Origin of the sequence: Agromyces seonyuensis (assembly GCF_009789225.1) — a bacterium.
Lineage (GTDB): Bacteria > Actinomycetota > Actinomycetes > Actinomycetales > Microbacteriaceae > Agromyces > Agromyces seonyuensis.
Genome location: NZ_WSTA01000014.1, coordinates 39,839 through 56,412, shown reverse-complemented (window position 1 = coordinate 56,412; position 16,574 = coordinate 39,839). Strand labels below are relative to the sequence as shown.

The 16,574-nt window shown below is 66.4% G+C and carries 19 protein-coding genes and 3 tRNA genes; 16 read left to right on the top strand and 6 right to left on the bottom strand.

What is annotated here, in order from left to right; translation table 11 throughout:
* Positions 1-997, bottom strand: a 997-nt coding sequence (locus GB864_RS04990) for a coiled-coil domain-containing protein (protein ID WP_473808261.1), incomplete at its 3' end; no start/stop codon positions are given.
* Positions 998-1,263: 266 nt separating this feature from the next.
* Between GB864_RS04990 and GB864_RS04985 the strand changes: the two genes are divergently transcribed.
* The 3 genes from GB864_RS04985 (at position 1,264) to GB864_RS04975 (ending at position 1,584) form a co-directional block, all read left to right on the top strand.
* Positions 1,264-1,336, top strand: a tRNA-Glu gene (locus tag GB864_RS04985).
* Between the two features lie 33 nt (positions 1,337-1,369).
* Positions 1,370-1,443: transfer RNA gene (locus GB864_RS04980), tRNA-Asp, on the top strand.
* Between the two features lie 65 nt (positions 1,444-1,508).
* Positions 1,509-1,584: transfer RNA gene (locus GB864_RS04975), tRNA-Phe, on the top strand.
* Between the two features lie 86 nt (positions 1,585-1,670).
* On the opposite strand, the gene GB864_RS04970 is transcribed toward GB864_RS04975, so the two are convergent.
* A complete protein-coding gene (locus GB864_RS04970; RefSeq protein ID WP_160423243.1) occupies positions 1,671-2,450 on the bottom strand; it encodes a tyrosine-type recombinase/integrase in 780 nt (259 codons plus the stop codon).
* Positions 2,451-2,677: 227 nt separating this feature from the next.
* Positions 2,678-2,875, bottom strand: coding sequence for a helix-turn-helix domain-containing protein (locus tag GB864_RS04965; protein WP_136710117.1), 198 nt, complete (start codon positions 2,873-2,875; stop codon positions 2,678-2,680).
* A 141-nt stretch (positions 2,876-3,016) separates the two neighbouring features.
* Between GB864_RS04965 and GB864_RS04960 the strand changes: the two genes are divergently transcribed.
* From GB864_RS04960 to GB864_RS04945, 4 genes are all read left to right on the top strand, one after another.
* Positions 3,017-3,730: a hypothetical protein gene (locus GB864_RS04960; RefSeq protein WP_160423242.1), complete on the top strand. Its 714-nt coding sequence runs from the start codon at positions 3,017-3,019 to the stop codon at positions 3,728-3,730.
* A gap of 314 nt (positions 3,731-4,044) precedes the next feature.
* Positions 4,045-4,596 (top strand): TIR domain-containing protein, encoded by a 552-nt coding sequence (locus tag GB864_RS04955; RefSeq protein WP_160423241.1) that lies wholly within the window; start codon positions 4,045-4,047, stop codon positions 4,594-4,596.
* A 1-nt stretch (position 4,597) separates the two neighbouring features.
* Entirely contained in the window at positions 4,598-5,497 is a 900-nt protein-coding gene (locus GB864_RS04950; protein WP_160423240.1) for a DUF4231 domain-containing protein, read from the top strand.
* Positions 5,498-5,640: 143 nt separating this feature from the next.
* Positions 5,641-8,163 carry a toll/interleukin-1 receptor domain-containing protein gene (locus tag GB864_RS04945; RefSeq protein WP_160423239.1) on the top strand — a complete coding sequence of 841 codons (2,523 nt, stop codon included), beginning with the start codon at positions 5,641-5,643 and terminating at the stop codon, positions 8,161-8,163.
* A gap of 111 nt (positions 8,164-8,274) precedes the next feature.
* Here the strand turns inward: GB864_RS04945 and GB864_RS04940 are convergent, their stop codons facing one another.
* Positions 8,275-9,117: a hypothetical protein gene (locus GB864_RS04940; RefSeq protein WP_160423238.1), complete on the bottom strand. Its 843-nt coding sequence runs from the start codon at positions 9,115-9,117 to the stop codon at positions 8,275-8,277.
* 260 nt (positions 9,118-9,377) lie between these two features.
* Between GB864_RS04940 and GB864_RS18405 the strand changes: the two genes are divergently transcribed.
* The 9 genes from GB864_RS18405 (at position 9,378) to GB864_RS04905 (ending at position 14,594) form a co-directional block, all read left to right on the top strand.
* Complete coding sequence (locus tag GB864_RS18405) at positions 9,378-9,674, top strand: relaxase domain-containing protein (RefSeq protein ID WP_236778893.1); 297 nt, start codon at positions 9,378-9,380, stop codon at positions 9,672-9,674.
* Positions 9,665-10,168 (top strand): relaxase domain-containing protein, encoded by a 504-nt coding sequence (locus GB864_RS18400; protein ID WP_236778892.1) that lies wholly within the window; start codon positions 9,665-9,667, stop codon positions 10,166-10,168. The genes GB864_RS18405 and GB864_RS18400 overlap by 10 nt, the downstream gene beginning before the upstream one ends.
* A 57-nt stretch (positions 10,169-10,225) precedes the next feature.
* Positions 10,226-10,741: a hypothetical protein gene (locus GB864_RS18395; protein ID WP_236778891.1), complete on the top strand. Its 516-nt coding sequence runs from the start codon at positions 10,226-10,228 to the stop codon at positions 10,739-10,741.
* Positions 10,742-10,808: 67 nt separating this feature from the next.
* On the top strand, positions 10,809-11,105 hold the full coding sequence (locus GB864_RS04930; RefSeq protein ID WP_160423237.1) for a helix-turn-helix domain-containing protein: 297 nt from the start codon (positions 10,809-10,811) through the stop codon (positions 11,103-11,105).
* Positions 11,102-12,352, top strand: coding sequence for a type II toxin-antitoxin system HipA family toxin (locus GB864_RS04925; protein WP_160423236.1), 1,251 nt, complete (start codon positions 11,102-11,104; stop codon positions 12,350-12,352). Before GB864_RS04930 ends, GB864_RS04925 begins: the two co-directional genes overlap by 4 nt.
* A 106-nt stretch (positions 12,353-12,458) precedes the next feature.
* Entirely contained in the window at positions 12,459-13,010 is a 552-nt protein-coding gene (locus GB864_RS04920; protein WP_160423235.1) for a GIY-YIG nuclease family protein, read from the top strand.
* A 40-nt stretch (positions 13,011-13,050) separates the two neighbouring features.
* Positions 13,051-13,659, top strand: a complete 609-nt coding sequence (locus tag GB864_RS04915; RefSeq protein WP_160423234.1) for a GNAT family N-acetyltransferase — start codon at positions 13,051-13,053, stop codon at positions 13,657-13,659.
* A gap of 266 nt (positions 13,660-13,925) precedes the next feature.
* Entirely contained in the window at positions 13,926-14,216 is a 291-nt protein-coding gene (locus GB864_RS04910; protein WP_160423233.1) for a DUF1330 domain-containing protein, read from the top strand.
* Between the two features lie 120 nt (positions 14,217-14,336).
* Positions 14,337-14,594: a DUF1653 domain-containing protein gene (locus GB864_RS04905; RefSeq protein ID WP_160423232.1), complete on the top strand. Its 258-nt coding sequence runs from the start codon at positions 14,337-14,339 to the stop codon at positions 14,592-14,594.
* A gap of 51 nt (positions 14,595-14,645) precedes the next feature.
* Here the strand turns inward: GB864_RS04905 and GB864_RS04900 are convergent, their stop codons facing one another.
* Both GB864_RS04900 and GB864_RS04895 read right to left on the bottom strand, forming a co-directional pair.
* Positions 14,646-15,548: a phosphate ABC transporter ATP-binding protein gene (locus GB864_RS04900; protein WP_160423231.1), complete on the bottom strand. Its 903-nt coding sequence runs from the start codon at positions 15,546-15,548 to the stop codon at positions 14,646-14,648.
* Positions 15,549-15,598: 50 nt separating this feature from the next.
* The gene (locus GB864_RS04895; RefSeq protein ID WP_160423230.1) at positions 15,599-16,555 is read right to left on the bottom strand and encodes a sortase; all 957 of its coding nucleotides are present in this window, start codon (positions 16,553-16,555) and stop codon (positions 15,599-15,601) included.
* Between the last annotated feature and the right edge of the window lie 19 nt (positions 16,556-16,574).

Sequence of the window (16,574 nt, the reverse complement as noted above, 5' to 3'; positions counted from 1 at the left end):
CGCTGCCGCCGCCGTTGGCCGCTGCGGCCGCCGCCGCAGCCGCGGCCGCCGCTGCAGCCGCCGCGCGCTGACGGGCCTCCTCCTCGCGGCGCTTGCGTTCCTCTTCCTCTTTGCGCTTGCGCTCGCCTTCTTCGTAGGCCGCCGTCGTCTTCGCCTGCGCGTCCTGGAGGAAGGCGACCTGCGCCTCGAGGGTGATCTTCTGAGCCTCGGATGCTGCGAGCGCCGCCTCTGCCGCCGCCTGCGCCTCGACCGCTGCGTTCCAGGCCTCCTCCGCCGCGGCGCGGAGCTGCTCCCGCTCGCCCTCGGCGACATCGGCCTGGCCGGCGAGGGAGGCCGCGTTGTTGCGCTGCTCCGCGGCGGCGTCGTAGACGGCCGAGGTGCGCTCGATCATCTTCTCCATGCTGCCGAGCCGACTGAGCAGCTCTTCGGCGTCGTCGCCCGCCTCGGCCACGATCGCCTCGATGCCGATGTCGCTGCCGCCCGAGCGGTAGAGCTGCGCCGCGACCTGGCCGGCGTTGCGCTCCGCCGTATCGGCGGTCGCGGACGCCTCATCGGCCTGCGCGCGGAGCGCGTCGGCGCGGCGCACCGCTTCCTCGTACGCCTCCTGCGCGGCGACGTACTCGTCCATCTTCTGCGCGGCGAACTCCTGGGCGGCCTCGACATCGGTCGCGAGCTTGGCGATGAGCGCGGTGATCGCCGTCACCTGCTGCTGCGCGGCCGTGGTGTTCGCCTTCGCGGCCTGCACGTCGGCCCACGAGGGGTAGTCGTTCGGGTCGTACGCCGTGCGCACCGCCGTCCCCTCGGCGGCATCGGCGGCGTTCGGCGGCTCTGCCGGTGCGATGAGCGGCGTCGCCAACGCCACCGACAGGGCGACGATCGCGACGACCACGCGGTGCGCGATGCGGAGGCGCCGGTCGACGACTTCGCCGCGGGCACGCCGCACGGCGGACGCCGGGGTCCCGGCGGCCGCGTTCTCAACCCGGTCGTCTCGCTGCATGTGTCTCACCCCGCGGCCGGACCGAACTCCGCCCCCGGGCCCGGCCTACGTAACCATCCGCGAGCGCGGCGTCGGGGCACATCGCCCGGCGTGGCGCGTGGCCCGCCGGTATCCGGAACCTCGGGACACGCCCGGGATGCACGGACGCCGCGCGCCGAACTCCCGCGGAATCACGCGGATCTCGGGCGATCGGCGGCCTCGTTTTGGAATCTCGGCGAACACCACGTATGCTTGCTTCTCGGCAGGCACGCCGGAGACGGCAGCCCGGCCCCATCGTTTAGCGGCCTAGGACACCGCCCTTTCACGGCGGCAGCACGGGTTCGAATCCCGTTGGGGTCACGGCGATGCCATATAATTGAATACCTCTTACGAGGCCCTGTAGCGCAGTTGGTTAGCGTGCCGCCCTGTCACGGCGGAGGTCGCGGGTTCAAGTCCCGTCAGGGTCGCTCTGGCGACAGGCCCTTTCCCCACCAGGATGGGGCCTTCTCCATATCGGGCACGAGTTGCCCACGGCTCTGTAGCTCAGTTGGTAGAGCGCACGACTGAAAATCGTGAGGTCACGGGATCGACGCCCGTCGGAGCCACCAGCAAAACCCCCGGCTTGCCGGGGGTTTTCTTGTTTCAGCGGGTGATTCCGCGAGGGCGCCGGTGAGGCTGTGCCATTAATGTGCCATTAAGGCTTCGCCTGGTTCGGCGTTGTGACATTTCCGGTTCTGCGCTGAAGGTCGTGGATGCCCAGGTCGGGTCGACCGATCGCCTCGCGCAGCTCCTGCCAGTTCACCGCGCGACGTACGTTGTGATTCGTGAGGCGCCCGCCGTCTGGTCCGTCGAAGAGCACGTCGCTCCCCCGCTTGCCTCGTGCCGCCGCTTCGGCATACGGACGCAGCGCGTCGATCAGCGGGACATCCGCGACTTGTGCCTCTTGGGCGACTGCTCGATGAGCTCGCCGCGCATGCCCGGGCTCAACGAGCGGCTGACGCGGATGACGCCGCGCCCGAAGTCGACGTCGCCAACGCGCAGCGCAGTCGCCTCTCCCGCGCATGCCCGTGTAGTCGTGGGCGGCGAAGTAGCGGCGGTAGGCGCCATCGGGAATGAGGTCGAGCAGCGTGCTGATCTGCTCGAGCCTGAGCGCCCGCGACACCGGCGAGATCGACTCCCGCATGCTCGGCCGTTTCACCTCGCGGGCCGGGTTGTAGTCGATGAACCGCGAGCGGCGGGCGCCGTCGAGCAGGCGGGAGAGCACTGCGAGCGCGTCGTTCTTGGCGGATGCCCCGCCCGACCACGCGACCATCGCCGACTCGATCATCGGCGCGGTGATCTCGTCGAGTCGATGCCGGCCGAGGCTCGGCTTTACACGGAGCCGCCAGGCGACGCCGTAGCTGCGGGCCGTCGCCGGGCGGATGGACGATTCGATCGCGGGCCAGTACTTGTCGTACCACTGGTCGAGCGTCATCGACCCGTTCGGGTTTCGGCCGGCGACCATCTTGGCGAGTTCGCGCTTGGCCTCGGCGAGGGTGAGGAAGGTGCGGGATCGCTCGGCTGCGCCGCCTTCGACGCTCGGCCCGACAACACGGATCTGGTAGCGCTGGCGATCGGCGCGCCACCGGATGCCTTCGGGCAGCGGCCGACCCGTGCGCGGATCGACCCGCGACGGGGTGTCCTTCGTCGGCCGCCCAGCCATCAGTGTTCCGTTCCACCCCGGGCGAGCAGCTCGTCGATGGTGTCGGCGCTCCAGAGCAGGTGCTTGCCCATGCGTGCGTCCGGCTCAGGGATGAGCCCGTCGTGGCGCAGCTTGTCGAAACTCGAAACCGGGATGCGACACCGCTCGGCCGCCTCGACTCGACTCAGATACTCGACTCTCCAAGCGGTGTCGACCATGACGCTCCCCCTCGACCCATCGGCCGCCGGCTGGCATCTCTCGTGCATGCCGAGCCACGCGCGGCTATTTGCAAGTATCTGAGAATAGCATCATGACGCAGATTTCGGCAAGTATCTGAGTTCTGCGCCTAGACTCGACCCATGGGCCTTCCCGAACCGTCCCCATGGGCGAACCAGTCGCACGACGGACTGCTCGACGCGACCGACCTCCCCGACGGGTGGTGCCTGCCGAACCGCTTCCCCGGCGAGCGGAGCGACGACGCGAGCGCCCAGATCGACGAGCTCCTCGGATACAACGACCATGCCGGCACCGACGACCAGATTCACGGCCAGCAGGAGTCCGACCAGAACGAGACGATCGACGGCCGCTGGCGCTACCTCGAGCACGAGGCCACCCACACCCGCGTGATGATCCGACTACAGCGACAGCTCCTGGCTGTGCCCGAGGAGATCCGCATCACCGGCGTCATCTACCTCCCGTGGCGCCCGGGCGATCCGATCACGAGCCAGCTCCTCCGCGAGCTGCCGACCGCCCGCATCGAGGCCGCGATCAACAAGCGCCTCTTCGCGATGAAGCGCACCGAGACGATCACCGGCGGCAAGATCGTGCTCCCCTCAGGCCGCAAGGTCAGCGAACGCGACCTGCTCAAGCCCCTCGGCGACCCGAAGAAGGTGCCCGACTTCTACGAGCTGGTCGCACTGCAGCACGGCCGGCTGACGCAGCAAGGCGACGCGAACCCGAGCGCGACGATGGCGGAGATCAACAGCGTCGCGCTCTCCACCGCTCAGGGATGGGTCACGAAGGCGCGCGAGCGCGGGCTGCTGCCGCCGGGCCGGCGGGGCCGAGCTGGGTAGCTTCTGCCTGCGCCGTCTCACATTCTCTCGCGAGATCGCAACCAGCTCGGCGAATGGCACGGTCTTGAAGCACTTCTTTGGCGTGGCATACGAGATTGAATGGGACCACCTAGACTTCTGCCCCGTGCACCGTCCACGGGTTGCCAAGCCCACGCGTTGCACGCGCGCCCGGCCCCGGCAGTCAACGCGAGTCGCCCGGCTGGACAGCAAATCCGCCGCACCTCGCCCAATCCGAGGTTCGGACCAGTTCGGCGTGTTTAGAAGGTCGTAACCGATACGTTGGTGGCAGTCAACGCCAATACGAAACGGACCCCATGCCGAGCCTTATCCTTCCGTACACGCGCCACAAGACATTCATCTCCTATCACCATGACGACGAAGCAGAGGTGTGCTCGTTCATCGATCACTTCGATCACGACCACGACATCCTGATTTCTCGAGGGATCGGTGCTTCGATGGCCGGCGACGTGATAGACAGCACCGATGCCGACTACATCAAACAGCGGATCAGAACGCTCTACCTTCGAGACAGCACCGTGACCCTCGTCCTTGTCGGTCGCCACACATGGACTAGGCGATTCGTGGACTGGGAGATCGCTGCGTCACTCCGAAACACCTCTACGAGCAGCCGCAACGGACTGCTCGCGATCACGCTTCCATCGGCCGCGGACTACGCCGGCAAGCGGGTACCCGACCGAATCAACGACAACCTCGACGGAGACAAGGGCTACGCACGGTGGATGAAGTATCCACAGTCAGCGGCAGCGCTCGCGCAGATGATCGAGGAAGCGTACATGCGGCGATCTACCCACACGCTTTCAGTCGACAATTCCCGGCCCCTTTCATCACGCAATCGGTCGGCCTGAGATGAGCGGGCTGCCCGACACGGACCTTCCCAATTTCTTTCACGAAGCGGACGCCACCTCAGTTAGAGCGCAACGCGCAACGTTGAGTGCCACACGATGCCGCCTAATAGGCGCAGTCGCAGCGGCGGTTGGCGGTGCATTCACACTTACGCTGTGGACCATCGACGTATGGGCATGGATTGCTCTCGTCGGCTTCACAGTTGCACTCGTGGCTGAGCTCTACCTGGCATTGGCAACGCCAGAAAGACATTGGTATCAGGCTCGCGCAGGTGCGGAATCCGCGAAGACTCTGAGTTGGCGATTCGCCGTCGGCGCTGATCCCTTTTTCCTTAGTCTGTCGGACACCGACGCGGACGCACTATTCCGTCATCGTATCGCCCAGGTGGCGCGGCAAGTTAGTGACGCAGTGCCATTGCCGAAAGGTGACGCCAGTGCGCCGACACAAGCAATGTCTGCTCTTCGTGAATCATCCTTGGATATACGACGCACCGCGTATCTCCGCGATAGAACGGAGAAGCAACGGGACTGGTACACGGATAAAGCGAAGTACAACCAGGGCCGGGCAACCGTGTGGAGAGTGTCACTCATCGCGGCGGAAATTGTGGCCGTGACACTCGCTGCCGGGCGGGTGTTCGGAGGATGGAACATCGATGCCGCAGGCGTACTCTCAGCGGTGATCGCCGCGGGCGCTGCCTGGCTCGCGGTGAAGCAGCACTCCACCCTCAGAGCCGCATACTCGCTGACGGCCGCCGAACTAGAGAAGCAGATGGTTTCGGTTCGGTCGGCGACTGCGGCGACCTGGGCAGAATCAGTCGCCGATGCGGAGGAAGCCATTAGCCGCGAGCACACCATGTGGCTCGCTTCTCGTGGAGAAGTCAACGAGGACGTGGGTGGGAGTTAGGACGCTCAGGGCTCGGAGCGTGACCGCGTGATTGAAGGATCGATAGCCGCTGGCGGAACCGGCCCGCTTGAGCAGGACAACGAGGCTTAGGACGGGCAGCTACGCACCTGTCTGCCTGATGCGTTACTGTCACCCTTGAATGGTTGACGATCGTCCGTTCGACGATCGCGGGCGGCGTCGAACAGGGGTGGGTAGAACTGAAGCGCTTCTTTGTCTCACATTCGTCGGCCGACAAGGCGTTGGCTCTCGAGCTGAAGAGTCACCTTGACGACGACGCCTGGGTCGACCTCCACGAGATCGACGTTGGTGATCTACTCCTGGAGCAGATCAGCAGCGGCATCGAAAACGCCACCGATTTCGCCCTCTTGTGGAGCGCGGCCTCCGCTCAATCTCGATGGGTCCAGTTCGAACTCCACATGGCGTTCATTCGCTGGATGGAGGATAGCGCGATCGCTATACGGGTAATCCGACTCGATGAGACACCCGTCCCACTCTACCTTCGCCCCTTCTTGCAAGCACGCGGAGCGAACGACGCCAGCACGATAGCGGCGTCGCTCGTTCGTGGTGCTCCAGCTCCGCGAGCGCGCAGAACCTTCCTCAATCGGAACAAAGAGATCGAACAGATCGAAGAGGCGCTCTACAGCGAGAGAATCAGGGCCCTATTCGTTTGCGGGCTCCCCGGAATTGGAAAGCGAAGCCTTGCGCGCGAGTCACTACTCCGACTTACCGTCGGCACAAACGCAAGCCACACGGTCGCGCTCGGACCCGGGACTGCTGAGAGCGAGCTCAACCTTCTAGTAGCCAGTGCCCTTGGTGTACCCGCAGCGCCCGAAGGTGCCGAGTTCGAGAGCGTAATGAGCAACACTCTCGAGCGCATCCGGGACTTCGCGAACAGCGGCGGCATCTGGGTTTTCGAAGGAGCGGAGCACTTGCTTACGGAAGAGGGCCACCTTGGTCGAATACTGCGCCCTATCATCGATGACTCTCTAAGCCGTGATGGATATAGCAAGCTCCTGTTGTTCACCTCAAGACGCCGCCCTCGACTCGATCCCGCACAGCGTCATGTTGATTCGATCTTCATCGACGGGCTCCGACCCGCACACGCGGTTGTATTGCTGCGAAATCTCGATGCCATCGGTGAAGAGCCGACACTGGCCGAGGTAGCGAAGCAACTAGACGGCCACCCGCTGGCGCTTGAGGTCATCGCACCGCGCCTACCGATGTCACCAACTGCATTAATCGAGCAGCGCCATGCAATCGCCACCGACTTGGTCGATCCTGCCGCTATCGCCCCGAACACATGGCAACTGCTTGAGATACTCGCCCTAGCAGACGGTCCGCTCAGCGGCCAAAACATCGCCGACCTGCTCGAAATCGACCCGGAGGAACTCCGAGAGGCGATCGCGGAAGCCAGCCACTACGCGCTCGTCATGTATGACCCAAACGGCCACCTTTCGCTGCACCCGCTAGTCCGCGATTACTTCTTCAGGTCCTTCCGAGCGCGTGATGATCATCAGGAGCGAACGTCACGCGTGGCTAACGTAATGAGTTCAGTGGTTGCTTCGCTCGAGCCCGGTGACGCACAGTACGCACCGACACTGTTGGCGGCTGTAAAGGTGCTCGGCCTCGCAGGGCGATTCGATGAAGCTAGGGAGCTGCGGCGCGGTCTCACTGGGACGCTGCTGCAGACAGCAACCGAGCTTTACCACGAGAAGCGCTACGCAGAAGCCCTCCCTTTTATCGACGAGGCCATCACCGGGGTCGAAGAAGTCGACAAGGAGGCGCTACAGCTGAAAGTCAAGACGCTCGCATACCTCGGGCAGGTTGACGAGGCGAGAGCGCTGGGTGATCGACTCGTGGCGCGTTACTCTCAAGATGCCGCCGTCCTGAGGGACCGCGGGCGCGTAGCGTACATCGAGCGCGATTGGGACGGCGCTATCGAGTTCTATCAGCGCGCAATTCCTCATCGCCACCGGCCGGCCCAACTCTGGTCGGATATCGCCCAGGCGCGGATGCGAGCCGGAAATTGGAGCGGCGCAGCAGCCGCTGCGCGCACAGCCATCGATCAAGGTGGCGACACACCCTGGACGTTGGACTTGTACGCCGAGTCCCTCGAGAAGCTTGGGGACCTCGAAGAAGCCGAACTGATTATCACTCGAGCCGTGGAACGTGAGCCCACAAACGCCAACTATCGACACCGGTTGGGGAGAATTGCTCAGCGACGCGGTAATCACAAGCTCGCAATCGAACAGTTCACACGGAGTGGCGCGCTCGACCCGAATCACTTTCAATCACGTTTGTCGCTGGCAAGCATGCACGCCGATGCCGGGAGTCTGGATGAGGCGCAGCGCGAGCTCGATGCGGCAACGGTTTCACCCGGGGTTCCCGCTGGCGTGTCACAGAATGTTCAAGCCAAGATCCGGCTGCTCCAAGGTGATGTTGAAGCAGCTCACGATGCAATATCGGTTGCGCTCAAGGATCGTCGCGACGCGGCCAACCTCGCATTGGCGGTTCAGGTATGGATCATGCGAGCAGAGATGGGCAAAGTCGGAAAGGGCCAGGCACGCGCACAGGTGAAAGTCCTCTCTAGCGAATTGGACGACCTGGGAGAACTCCAGTCGGTACTCGAACTAAGTCGACAGTTTCCAGAGTACTTCGGCGCGTGACCTCGGCTGCCCAAGTCTTCGGCTACGGTGGCCAGCCACACGCGAACGCATAGGCCTGCTGCATGCGTAGGTGACAACGTGACCTATCCGTGCAGCAGCCCTCGCTAACGATTACGCAGACGCTTGTTTGGCGAGAACAGTCAGACGTTCGGTTAGTTGCTTCCGCAACATCGCACGGTCGGCGGTGCCCAAGCCGTACCGAAGGTAGCGAATCGCCTGCAGGTCGAATGGCACATCGGCGGGGTCCTGCGTTAAGAGAATTGTGGGCCGAGGTAGGGCATGGGCGAGCCCGGCCTCGTAGAATACGTTTGCATTCTTCCCGGTCAGGTCGGCTATGACGATCTGAGATCGCCACAGGATCGACAAGACATCGCCCATGACGTGCTGGTGCTCCCAAATGTTGTCGGCCCGCACGCACGCAAGGCCAGCATCGGCCACGGCCTCTTGGATCGTTTCGTAGACGATGTCGAAGCTGGCGTCGAAGGGCATCATGACCCCTACGAGCTTGGGATCGCGTGTGGTGGTGATCGGAAACTGGACTGGGGCGGAAGGGTCGTCTATGGACGGTTCCTTGGCGCTCGGCTGGTGGGAGAGGAGCACCTCAAACAGGTCCACATTCTTGACCGCCCAGTGCGTACGGCGGAGCTCCCAGTCTCCGATGGCGAGTTCTCCCGCAAGTTCTTCAATCACAGCAAGCGAGATCGGAAGGAACCTCGGATTACGTACGAACGTAAATCGGTGTCCTCGCCCATCCTGCCTGACCGAAATAGCCGTACCAATGTACGCAACCTGCTCGAACCTGTCGTCGCCGACTTCCGGCATCGCGAGCACGGGCAGCCCTTGCAGTGCATTGAAGTCGGCTAGGAGCGTACTCCGAAGGGCATCATCCGTGTATTCGAACAACCTTCCGGCAGGGACCGATCCGTCATTCAAGCCAACCTGCAAGCTGTACATCCATCGCCTCTCATGCCCGACCTGTCTACGAAACTCTAGTGATGCTTCGCAAGTGGTCATCGCCAGCTGAACGGGCATCGTAACCCGTTCCGAGAAGCGGGGTGACGAAGCGCCATTCCATCAAGGCCCACCGTCATCTCCCAACGTGGCTACCGGTCCAATAACTCCCGTCAACCCTCCTGGCTTCACGAATGGACGTATGCTGCCGTAGGTAGTTGCAAGAACCTGAGCTAGCCCGGAGGAAGGCGATGCGTGGTGGAGTGATCCTGTACCGAGGTTCTGGGGCCGACGCGCGCCGATACCTCGAGTCCGATCGCTCCCGCGCTGACGACTATTACCTCGAAGGCGGCACGGCACTCGCCGAGTTCTCCGTCGTCGACGGCAACGGCGACCTGATCGGCGAGGGCGCCCTCACCACCGACCAGTACGCCCAGTGGGTCGACTGGATCAACCCGCTCACCGGCGAGTCGATGGGCACGCCCCGCGACGCCGGCGACGCCCGCCGCGGATCGCCGCGGATCGCCGCGGATCGCCGCGGATCGCCGAGATGGTGGTGAACGCGCCGAAATCGCTGTCGATCGCCGCGGCGCTTCACCTCGAGGTATCCGATGCCCTCGATGCGGCGCAGCGCGACGCGGTCGCCGAGGTCCGGATCTGGCTCGGCCAGCACTCGGTCACGACCGTTGGCCCGCGCGGCGCGCAGCGCGTGGTACCGGTCGAGCAACTCGAGACGGTCGCGGTCTCGCACAAGACGTCGCGGGCCGGCGACCCGCACCGGCACATCCACTTCCAGATCGGCACACGCGTGTGGGCGGATGCCGCGTGGCGCGGTCTCGACACCGCGGCACTGTTTCGGCAGCAAGGCGCGAACCGCACGCTCGGCACAGCCGTGATCGCGGCGCACCCGAACCTCGCGGCCGCGCTCGACGCGCATGGTCTCACGCTCGATCCGGTGACAGCCGAGGTCACCGAACTGCAGCCGTTCAACGCGGCGATGAGCAAGCGTGCCGAGCAGGTTGCGCGCAACCTGGCACGCTTCGAGAAGAACTGACGTGCGGAGCATCCGGACCAGGAACCCGGGCCCGCCGCGACGTCGCGACTGACCGCGATGGCATGGGATCACGAGCGACCGCACAAGAAGCCGACCCAGCTCGGCAGCGATGAAGCGTGGCGACGCGAGCTCGAGGCATTCGGCTATCGACCTGATCTCGAAAGGATGCCGACTCAACGGGCCGTCGCGCTCGATGAGCTGAGCGTGCAGGACGTCGCGTCCCGCGCGCTCGATCGCTGCGCGGCCGCCACGTCGACGTGGACGGTGCACGACATCCAGGAGCACGTGTCGCACCTCGTCACCGAGGCCGGCGTGCGTGCCGATCCGACGCCGCTGCGCGAGCTCACCATTCTCGCCACGCACCTGGCCAGGGCGAACTGCCTGTCAGTGCTGCCGCCCGACGTGCCGCATCCCGAGCACGTCGCGCACTTGACGAGCGTGCACGTCATCGATGTCGAGACCCGACTGCGCGATCTGCTCGCGGTCCGCGCCGAGCGGCCGCAACAACACACGCCGGTCGTGTCGCACATTGCACGGCTACTTCACAGGCCTGCATCGCTAGCTCCGAATTAAGGGCATCTTTAGTGACCATTACGCCATATACTGGCTACTCTGTTCGCCGTTACGAGAGGACGGTCTCATGGTTTCCGAGCTCCCCGCTGTGATTCTCAGATCCGCCCGCGAGATCGGGCAGGACTTCGTCGGCTGGCGAAAGATTCTGGGCCTCACCGCCGCCCAGGTCGCGGACCGGGCCGACGTCACTCGGGCCACCCTTCGGAAACTCGAACATGGCGATCCGAGCGTGAGCTTCCACGTCGTGCTTCGCGTAGCCCGCGCCCTCGGCATCCTCGACACGCTGACGGCCGCGCTGGACCCGCTCGACACCGACCTCGGCCGAGCCCGAGCGGGCCAGCTCGAGCGAAAGCGCATCCGATGACGCTCTACGACGATCTCGAAGTCCACGTCGAACTCGAAGGAGCAACCGTGCTCGCCGGCCGCGCGCAGTTCCATCGCAGCCGTGGCAGCCTCACCTCCACAACCTTCCAGTACGACCGGGCGTACCTCGAGCGCACGAAGGCGTATCAGCTCGATCCCGCGCTCCCACTGGTCTCCGGCACACAGCAGACGACCGGATTGCCCGGGGCATTCGCAGACTCGGCGCCCGACCGCTGGGGACGCAACCTCATCAAGAAACGCGAGCGCACCCTCGCCCGCCAGGAATCACGACGACCACGCGACTTCGACGACGCGGACTACCTCGCCGGCGTCAGCGACATTACTCGCCAAGGCGCAATCAGATATCGGCCCATTGACGACCCGGCAGCCCCGTTCCTCGACCCCGGCCACGATGTACCGCGACTGCTCCGCCTGCCCGAGCTCCTGCGCGCGGCAGACGCAGCAGCGAGCGACGACGATGACGACTTCGAAGCAGTGAAGATGCTCCTCGCCGCGGGAACCGGCTCGCTCGGCGGAGCCAGGCCGAAAGCGACCGTGCTCGACGAGAACGACCGTCAATTGATCGCGAAGTTCCCGCACCACGAGGATGCTTGGGACGTCATGGCCTGGGAGTCGACGGCGCTCGACCTCGCGGCCGCCGCCGGTGTCCGGGTCGCGCACCATCGTCTCGTACGGGTCGATCACCGACATGCGCTCTTGCTCGACCGGTTCGACCGTGACGAGCACGACCACCGCATCGGCTATGTCAGCGCGATGACGATGCTCGAGCACCGCGACGGCGAACACGCCGACTACGTCGACATCGCCGAACGACTCGCAGAGATCAGCGCTCGAGCGACGGATGACGCGCACCAACTCTTCCGCAGGGTCGCCGTCAGCGTCGGACTGAACAACACCGACGACCACCTCCGCAACCACGGCTTCCTCCGCGCCCGAGGAGGCTGGACGCTGAGCCCGGCCTTCGACGTGAACCCGAACCCCGGCCCAGAACTGCGCCAGACCACGATCGCCGGCGCCGACCTCCCCGACGACGAAGCCGACGGGCTGATCGAACTCGCCCGCGCCTGTCGGCTGTCCCCAGCCGAAGCACGGGCCGTACTCGCCGACGTGGCCGACACACTCGCTCTGTGGCGCGACGTCGCGACCGGCAACGACGTACCGCAGTCGCAGCTCGCGCGCTTCGAGGACTCATTCGCCGCCGGGCTCCGCACACTCCGCGAAGCCTGAGGCCTGGCGTTCTTCGTCACCGGCGGTCAGGTCGCCGACACTTCCGTGCTGACCGAGGCACCGAGCAGATCCGAGTCCCGGCCGGCGCGCCGCTACGCTGCCATCCATGCCTGTCGACTCCGCGGTCGCAACCGCGCTCCGCACCCAGCTCCTCGCGTCCGTGCCGACCGGCGCCGCGGAGCTGGCCGAGATCGACAGCACCGGCGTCTACGCGTGGTGGGGTAGCCTCCCGTTCCCGCGCGATTTCCCGCCTGTCGACGAGCGCCTGCCGCTCTACGTCGGCATCGCCGACCGACAAACCCTCGGGCAGCGCGCCGCGAGCAATCACCTCCGCTCGACCCGCGCATCCGGCCTCCGCCGCAGCCTCGCCGCCGTGCTCGTCGACGAGCTCGAGCTGCAGGATCTGGTGATCCGACATCCCCGAGCCGGCAAGTACGCCCTGACCGCCGCCGGTGAGGCGCGCCTCACCACGTGGGTGCTCGCCAACCTGCAGGTCACGTGGGTGCCCGAACCGCACCCCGGTCCCCACGAGCGCCAACTCGTTGCTGAGCTCCTCCCGCCGCTGAACCACACCTACGCGACCGGCTCGCCCTTCCGGCGGATCCTCGCCGCCCGACGTGCCGCTCTCCGCGCCGCAGCCACGCTCACCGTCGACTGACCCGGCGATCGCCGGCCGCAGCTGCCGGAAGAATGGGCGCGTGCGCACCATCGTCAGCGATCGCCTCTGCCTTCGACCCTGGGAGGAGACGGATGCCGACTTCCTCTTTGACCTCGAATCTCGCCCGGAAACGGTTCGCTACCTCGGCCCCCACGCGAAGCCGATGACCGAGCGCTCCGAAGCGATCGCTTCCATTCACCGTCGCCGCGCGCTCGACCACCACGTCCACGGCATCTGGGCCGTCACCGTCAAGGCCACCGGGGATCTCGTCGGAAACCTCCTGCTCAAGCCCATCCCCCTCTCGACAGGAACCGGTGGCGATGCCCCCGTCGAGATCGGCTGGCACCTCCATCCCAACGCCCAGGGCGCCGGCTACGCCACCGAAGCGGCGCAGGCGGTTCTGGCCGACGCAAGCACTCGGGGGCTCCTCCTCGCCATCGCCGTCACCGACCCCCGCAACGCTGCCTCGCAGCGCGTCTGCCGGCGCCTCGGGATGCAGGAACGCGGCGTCACGAAGGCCTACTACGACGAGACCAACCTCCTCTTCACCAAGGCGCTCTCAGCGACGCCGAGCGAACACAGAACGCCGCCACCGAGAGCAAACTCAAAGGCCCCCGCAGCCGGTCACGGACGAGATCTGTGCCATTAATGTGCCATTAAATGCGCGAAAACCATCTGAAACCAACGTGACCGTTTCGAAGAATCCCTGATCAGCGCGATATCGCGCTCATAGGAATTGAGCGAAAACCGCCCAGGCTCACTGAAAATCGAAAGGTCACCGGATCGGTGCGGTGAGCCAGACACCGGAACCGCCGCCTAACGTGCGGGGGTTTTCTTGCTACCGCGGGACGACGCTGCCGGCCCGTGGCGCGGGCGCGTTCGGGCGGGGACGGCGGCCGGCGGTAGGGTGCGGCGGTGACGTTGGAACTCTGCGTGCTGCTGTGGGCGGCCGAAGGTCAGGAGCGGGCGCTGTCGGAGTACGAGGATGCCGTGCTCGCCCTGGTGCCGAAGCACGGCGGGCGGGTCGTGAGCCGCGTGCGCCGCACCGACGATGGGGACGGGCCGCTCGAGGTGCAGGTCATCCGCATGCCCGACGACGCGGCGCTCGCCGCCTATATGCAGGACCCCGCGCGGCTCGCGCTGGCCGAGGTGCATGCGCGGGCCATTGCGCGCACCGAGCTCCTGCGGGTCGAGACGATCGTCTGAGACCGGCGACCTGAGCGCGGTCAGCCGGGCTCCGCGCCGAACGGTCGCAGATCGCCGCTTCGAATGCTCCGAAGCGACGACTTGCGCCCGTTCGGCGCGGGTGGTGGGGTCGAGGGCGTGATGGATGACGCGGGCGCGGCGGATACCGCAGGCACGGGGATCGAGGCCGGCGTGTACCGGCACTTCAAGGGCAACCGCTACGAGGTGCTCGGGGTCGCCCGGCACAGCGAGACCGAGGAGCCGCACGTCGTGTACCGGCCGATCGACGCCGACGGACGGCCGGGGGCCTCGGGGCTCTGGGTGCGACCGGCATCCATGTGGAGCGAGCACGTCGAGCGCGACGGGTACTCGGGGCCGCGGTTCGCGCGGGAGGCCTGAGGCGCGGCCGCCCGCACGGACATCCTCGGCTCGGACTCGTCGCGGCCCGGATCAGCCGAAGCGGCCGTTGACGTAGTCGAAGGTGCGCGGGTCGAGGGGGTCGGCGAACATCGCGTCGGTGTCGCCGTGCTCGACGATCGCGCCAGGCGTGCCGTGCGCGGCGAGGAAGAACGCGCACTGCTGCGAGACGCGCTGCGCCTGCTGCATGTTGTGGGTCACGATGACGATCGTCACCTCCTGCACGAGCTCGAGCATCGTCTCCTCGATGACGCGCGTCGAGGTCGGGTCGAGGGCGGAGCACGGCTCGTCCATGAGGAGCACGCGCGGCTTCACGGCGAGCGAGCGGGCGATGCAGAGGCGCTGCTGCTGGCCGCCCGAGAGGCCGCCGCCCGGAGCGCGGAGACGGTCCTTGACCTCGGTCCAGAGACCGGCGCGGCGCAGGCACGACTCGACCAGTTCGTCCTTCGTCTGCCGGTCGACGCGGGTGCCCGTGAGCTTGAGCCCCGACACGACGTTGTCGTAGATCGACATGGCCGGGAACGGGTTGGGTTTCTGGAAGACCATGCCGATGTGCTTGCGCGCCTCGGTGAGCGGTCGGCCGACGTCGTAGATGTCCTCGCCGTCGAGCCGGACCTCCCCCGCGAGCGACGCGGAGGGCACGAGCTCGTGCATGCGGTTGAGGATGCGCAGGAACGTCGACTTACCGCATCCGGATGGTCCGATGAGCGACGTGATGACGCCGGCGGGCATTGTCAGCGAAACACGGTCGAGCACCTGGCGCTCGCCGAACCACGCGGAGATGTTGCGGGCGTCGAGGCTCGCGAGCGGTTGCGGCTCGAGGATGCTCGCCGCGGCGGCGCGGCGGCGGGCGCCGAAGCTCGGCAGGACGCCGCCCCGACCGCGGGCGCGGGATTCGGGCAGCACCTCGGAGGCGGTGGTGGTCGACTCGGTCATGATCTGGGATTCCTCGTGGTGCGGGGGTGGTGGCTCGGAGGCGAGTCGCGTCAGAGCAGGTTCGGCAGGAGTCGGACGACCTGGTCGGCGGCGAAGAGCCCGCCGATCAGCAGGACGGGGACGAACACGATCCAGGTGCGCTGGGCGCCGATCCGGCGGAACGCCCAGACCGCCGCGATCTCGGCGACGATCAGGAACTGGAGCGCGAACACGAGGGCCCACACCGTCGTCGTGTCGGTGGCGAGAGCCTTGTCCTCCGGCGCCAGGCTCAGCGTCGTGGTCTGCCGCGCGCCCGCGGGTAGCGCGTCCTCGACGGAACGGGCATCCACGTACGCGATGCCCGTCGGGGCGTACGGCATGCCGCGCGCGGTCTGCAGGATGAGCCGGCTCTCCCCGCGCACCGGCGCGGGCGGCGTCGCGTCGCCCGCGTAGCGCAGGCCGATGGTCTCGAACTCGATCTCGCCCTGACCGGTGCGCACCGTGAAGCGGTCCCCCGGGGCGAGCTCCTGGATGCGGCTGAACGGGCCGCCGTAGGCGGCGGCGCGGCCCATCAGGATGCTGACGCCGGCCTGGCCGGGCAGCACCGTCGAGCGCAGGTGGCCGGGACCGCCGGCGAGGACGGGCGCGGACGTGCCCTCGGAGATCACCTCGTGCACGCCGAGCTGCGGGATGTCGATGATGCCGACCGGGTCGCCGTCCTCGAGCAGCACGTCCTCGAAGTCGCCCTCGCTGACCGGGGCGGTGCCGTCGGCGAGCTGTACGCGGTACGAGTCGGCGAGGCGCTGCTGCGCGGCGAAGTGCTGGAGGTGGCTGAAGAGAAAGAGGTAGGCGCCGAAGGACAGCGCCAGCGCGGCGATGAGGGCGAGGAGCGCCCGCCAGAACGCCTGCACGGGCGTGAGCAGCGCGTACTGCACCGGCGGGGCCGGGGGGCGGCGCGGGGGCTTGGGCGCCTTCGGGGAGTTCGGCGCGGGGTGGGTGTACGAAGGCGCCGTCCGCGGAGCATCCATCGGCGGAGTCGGACCCCGG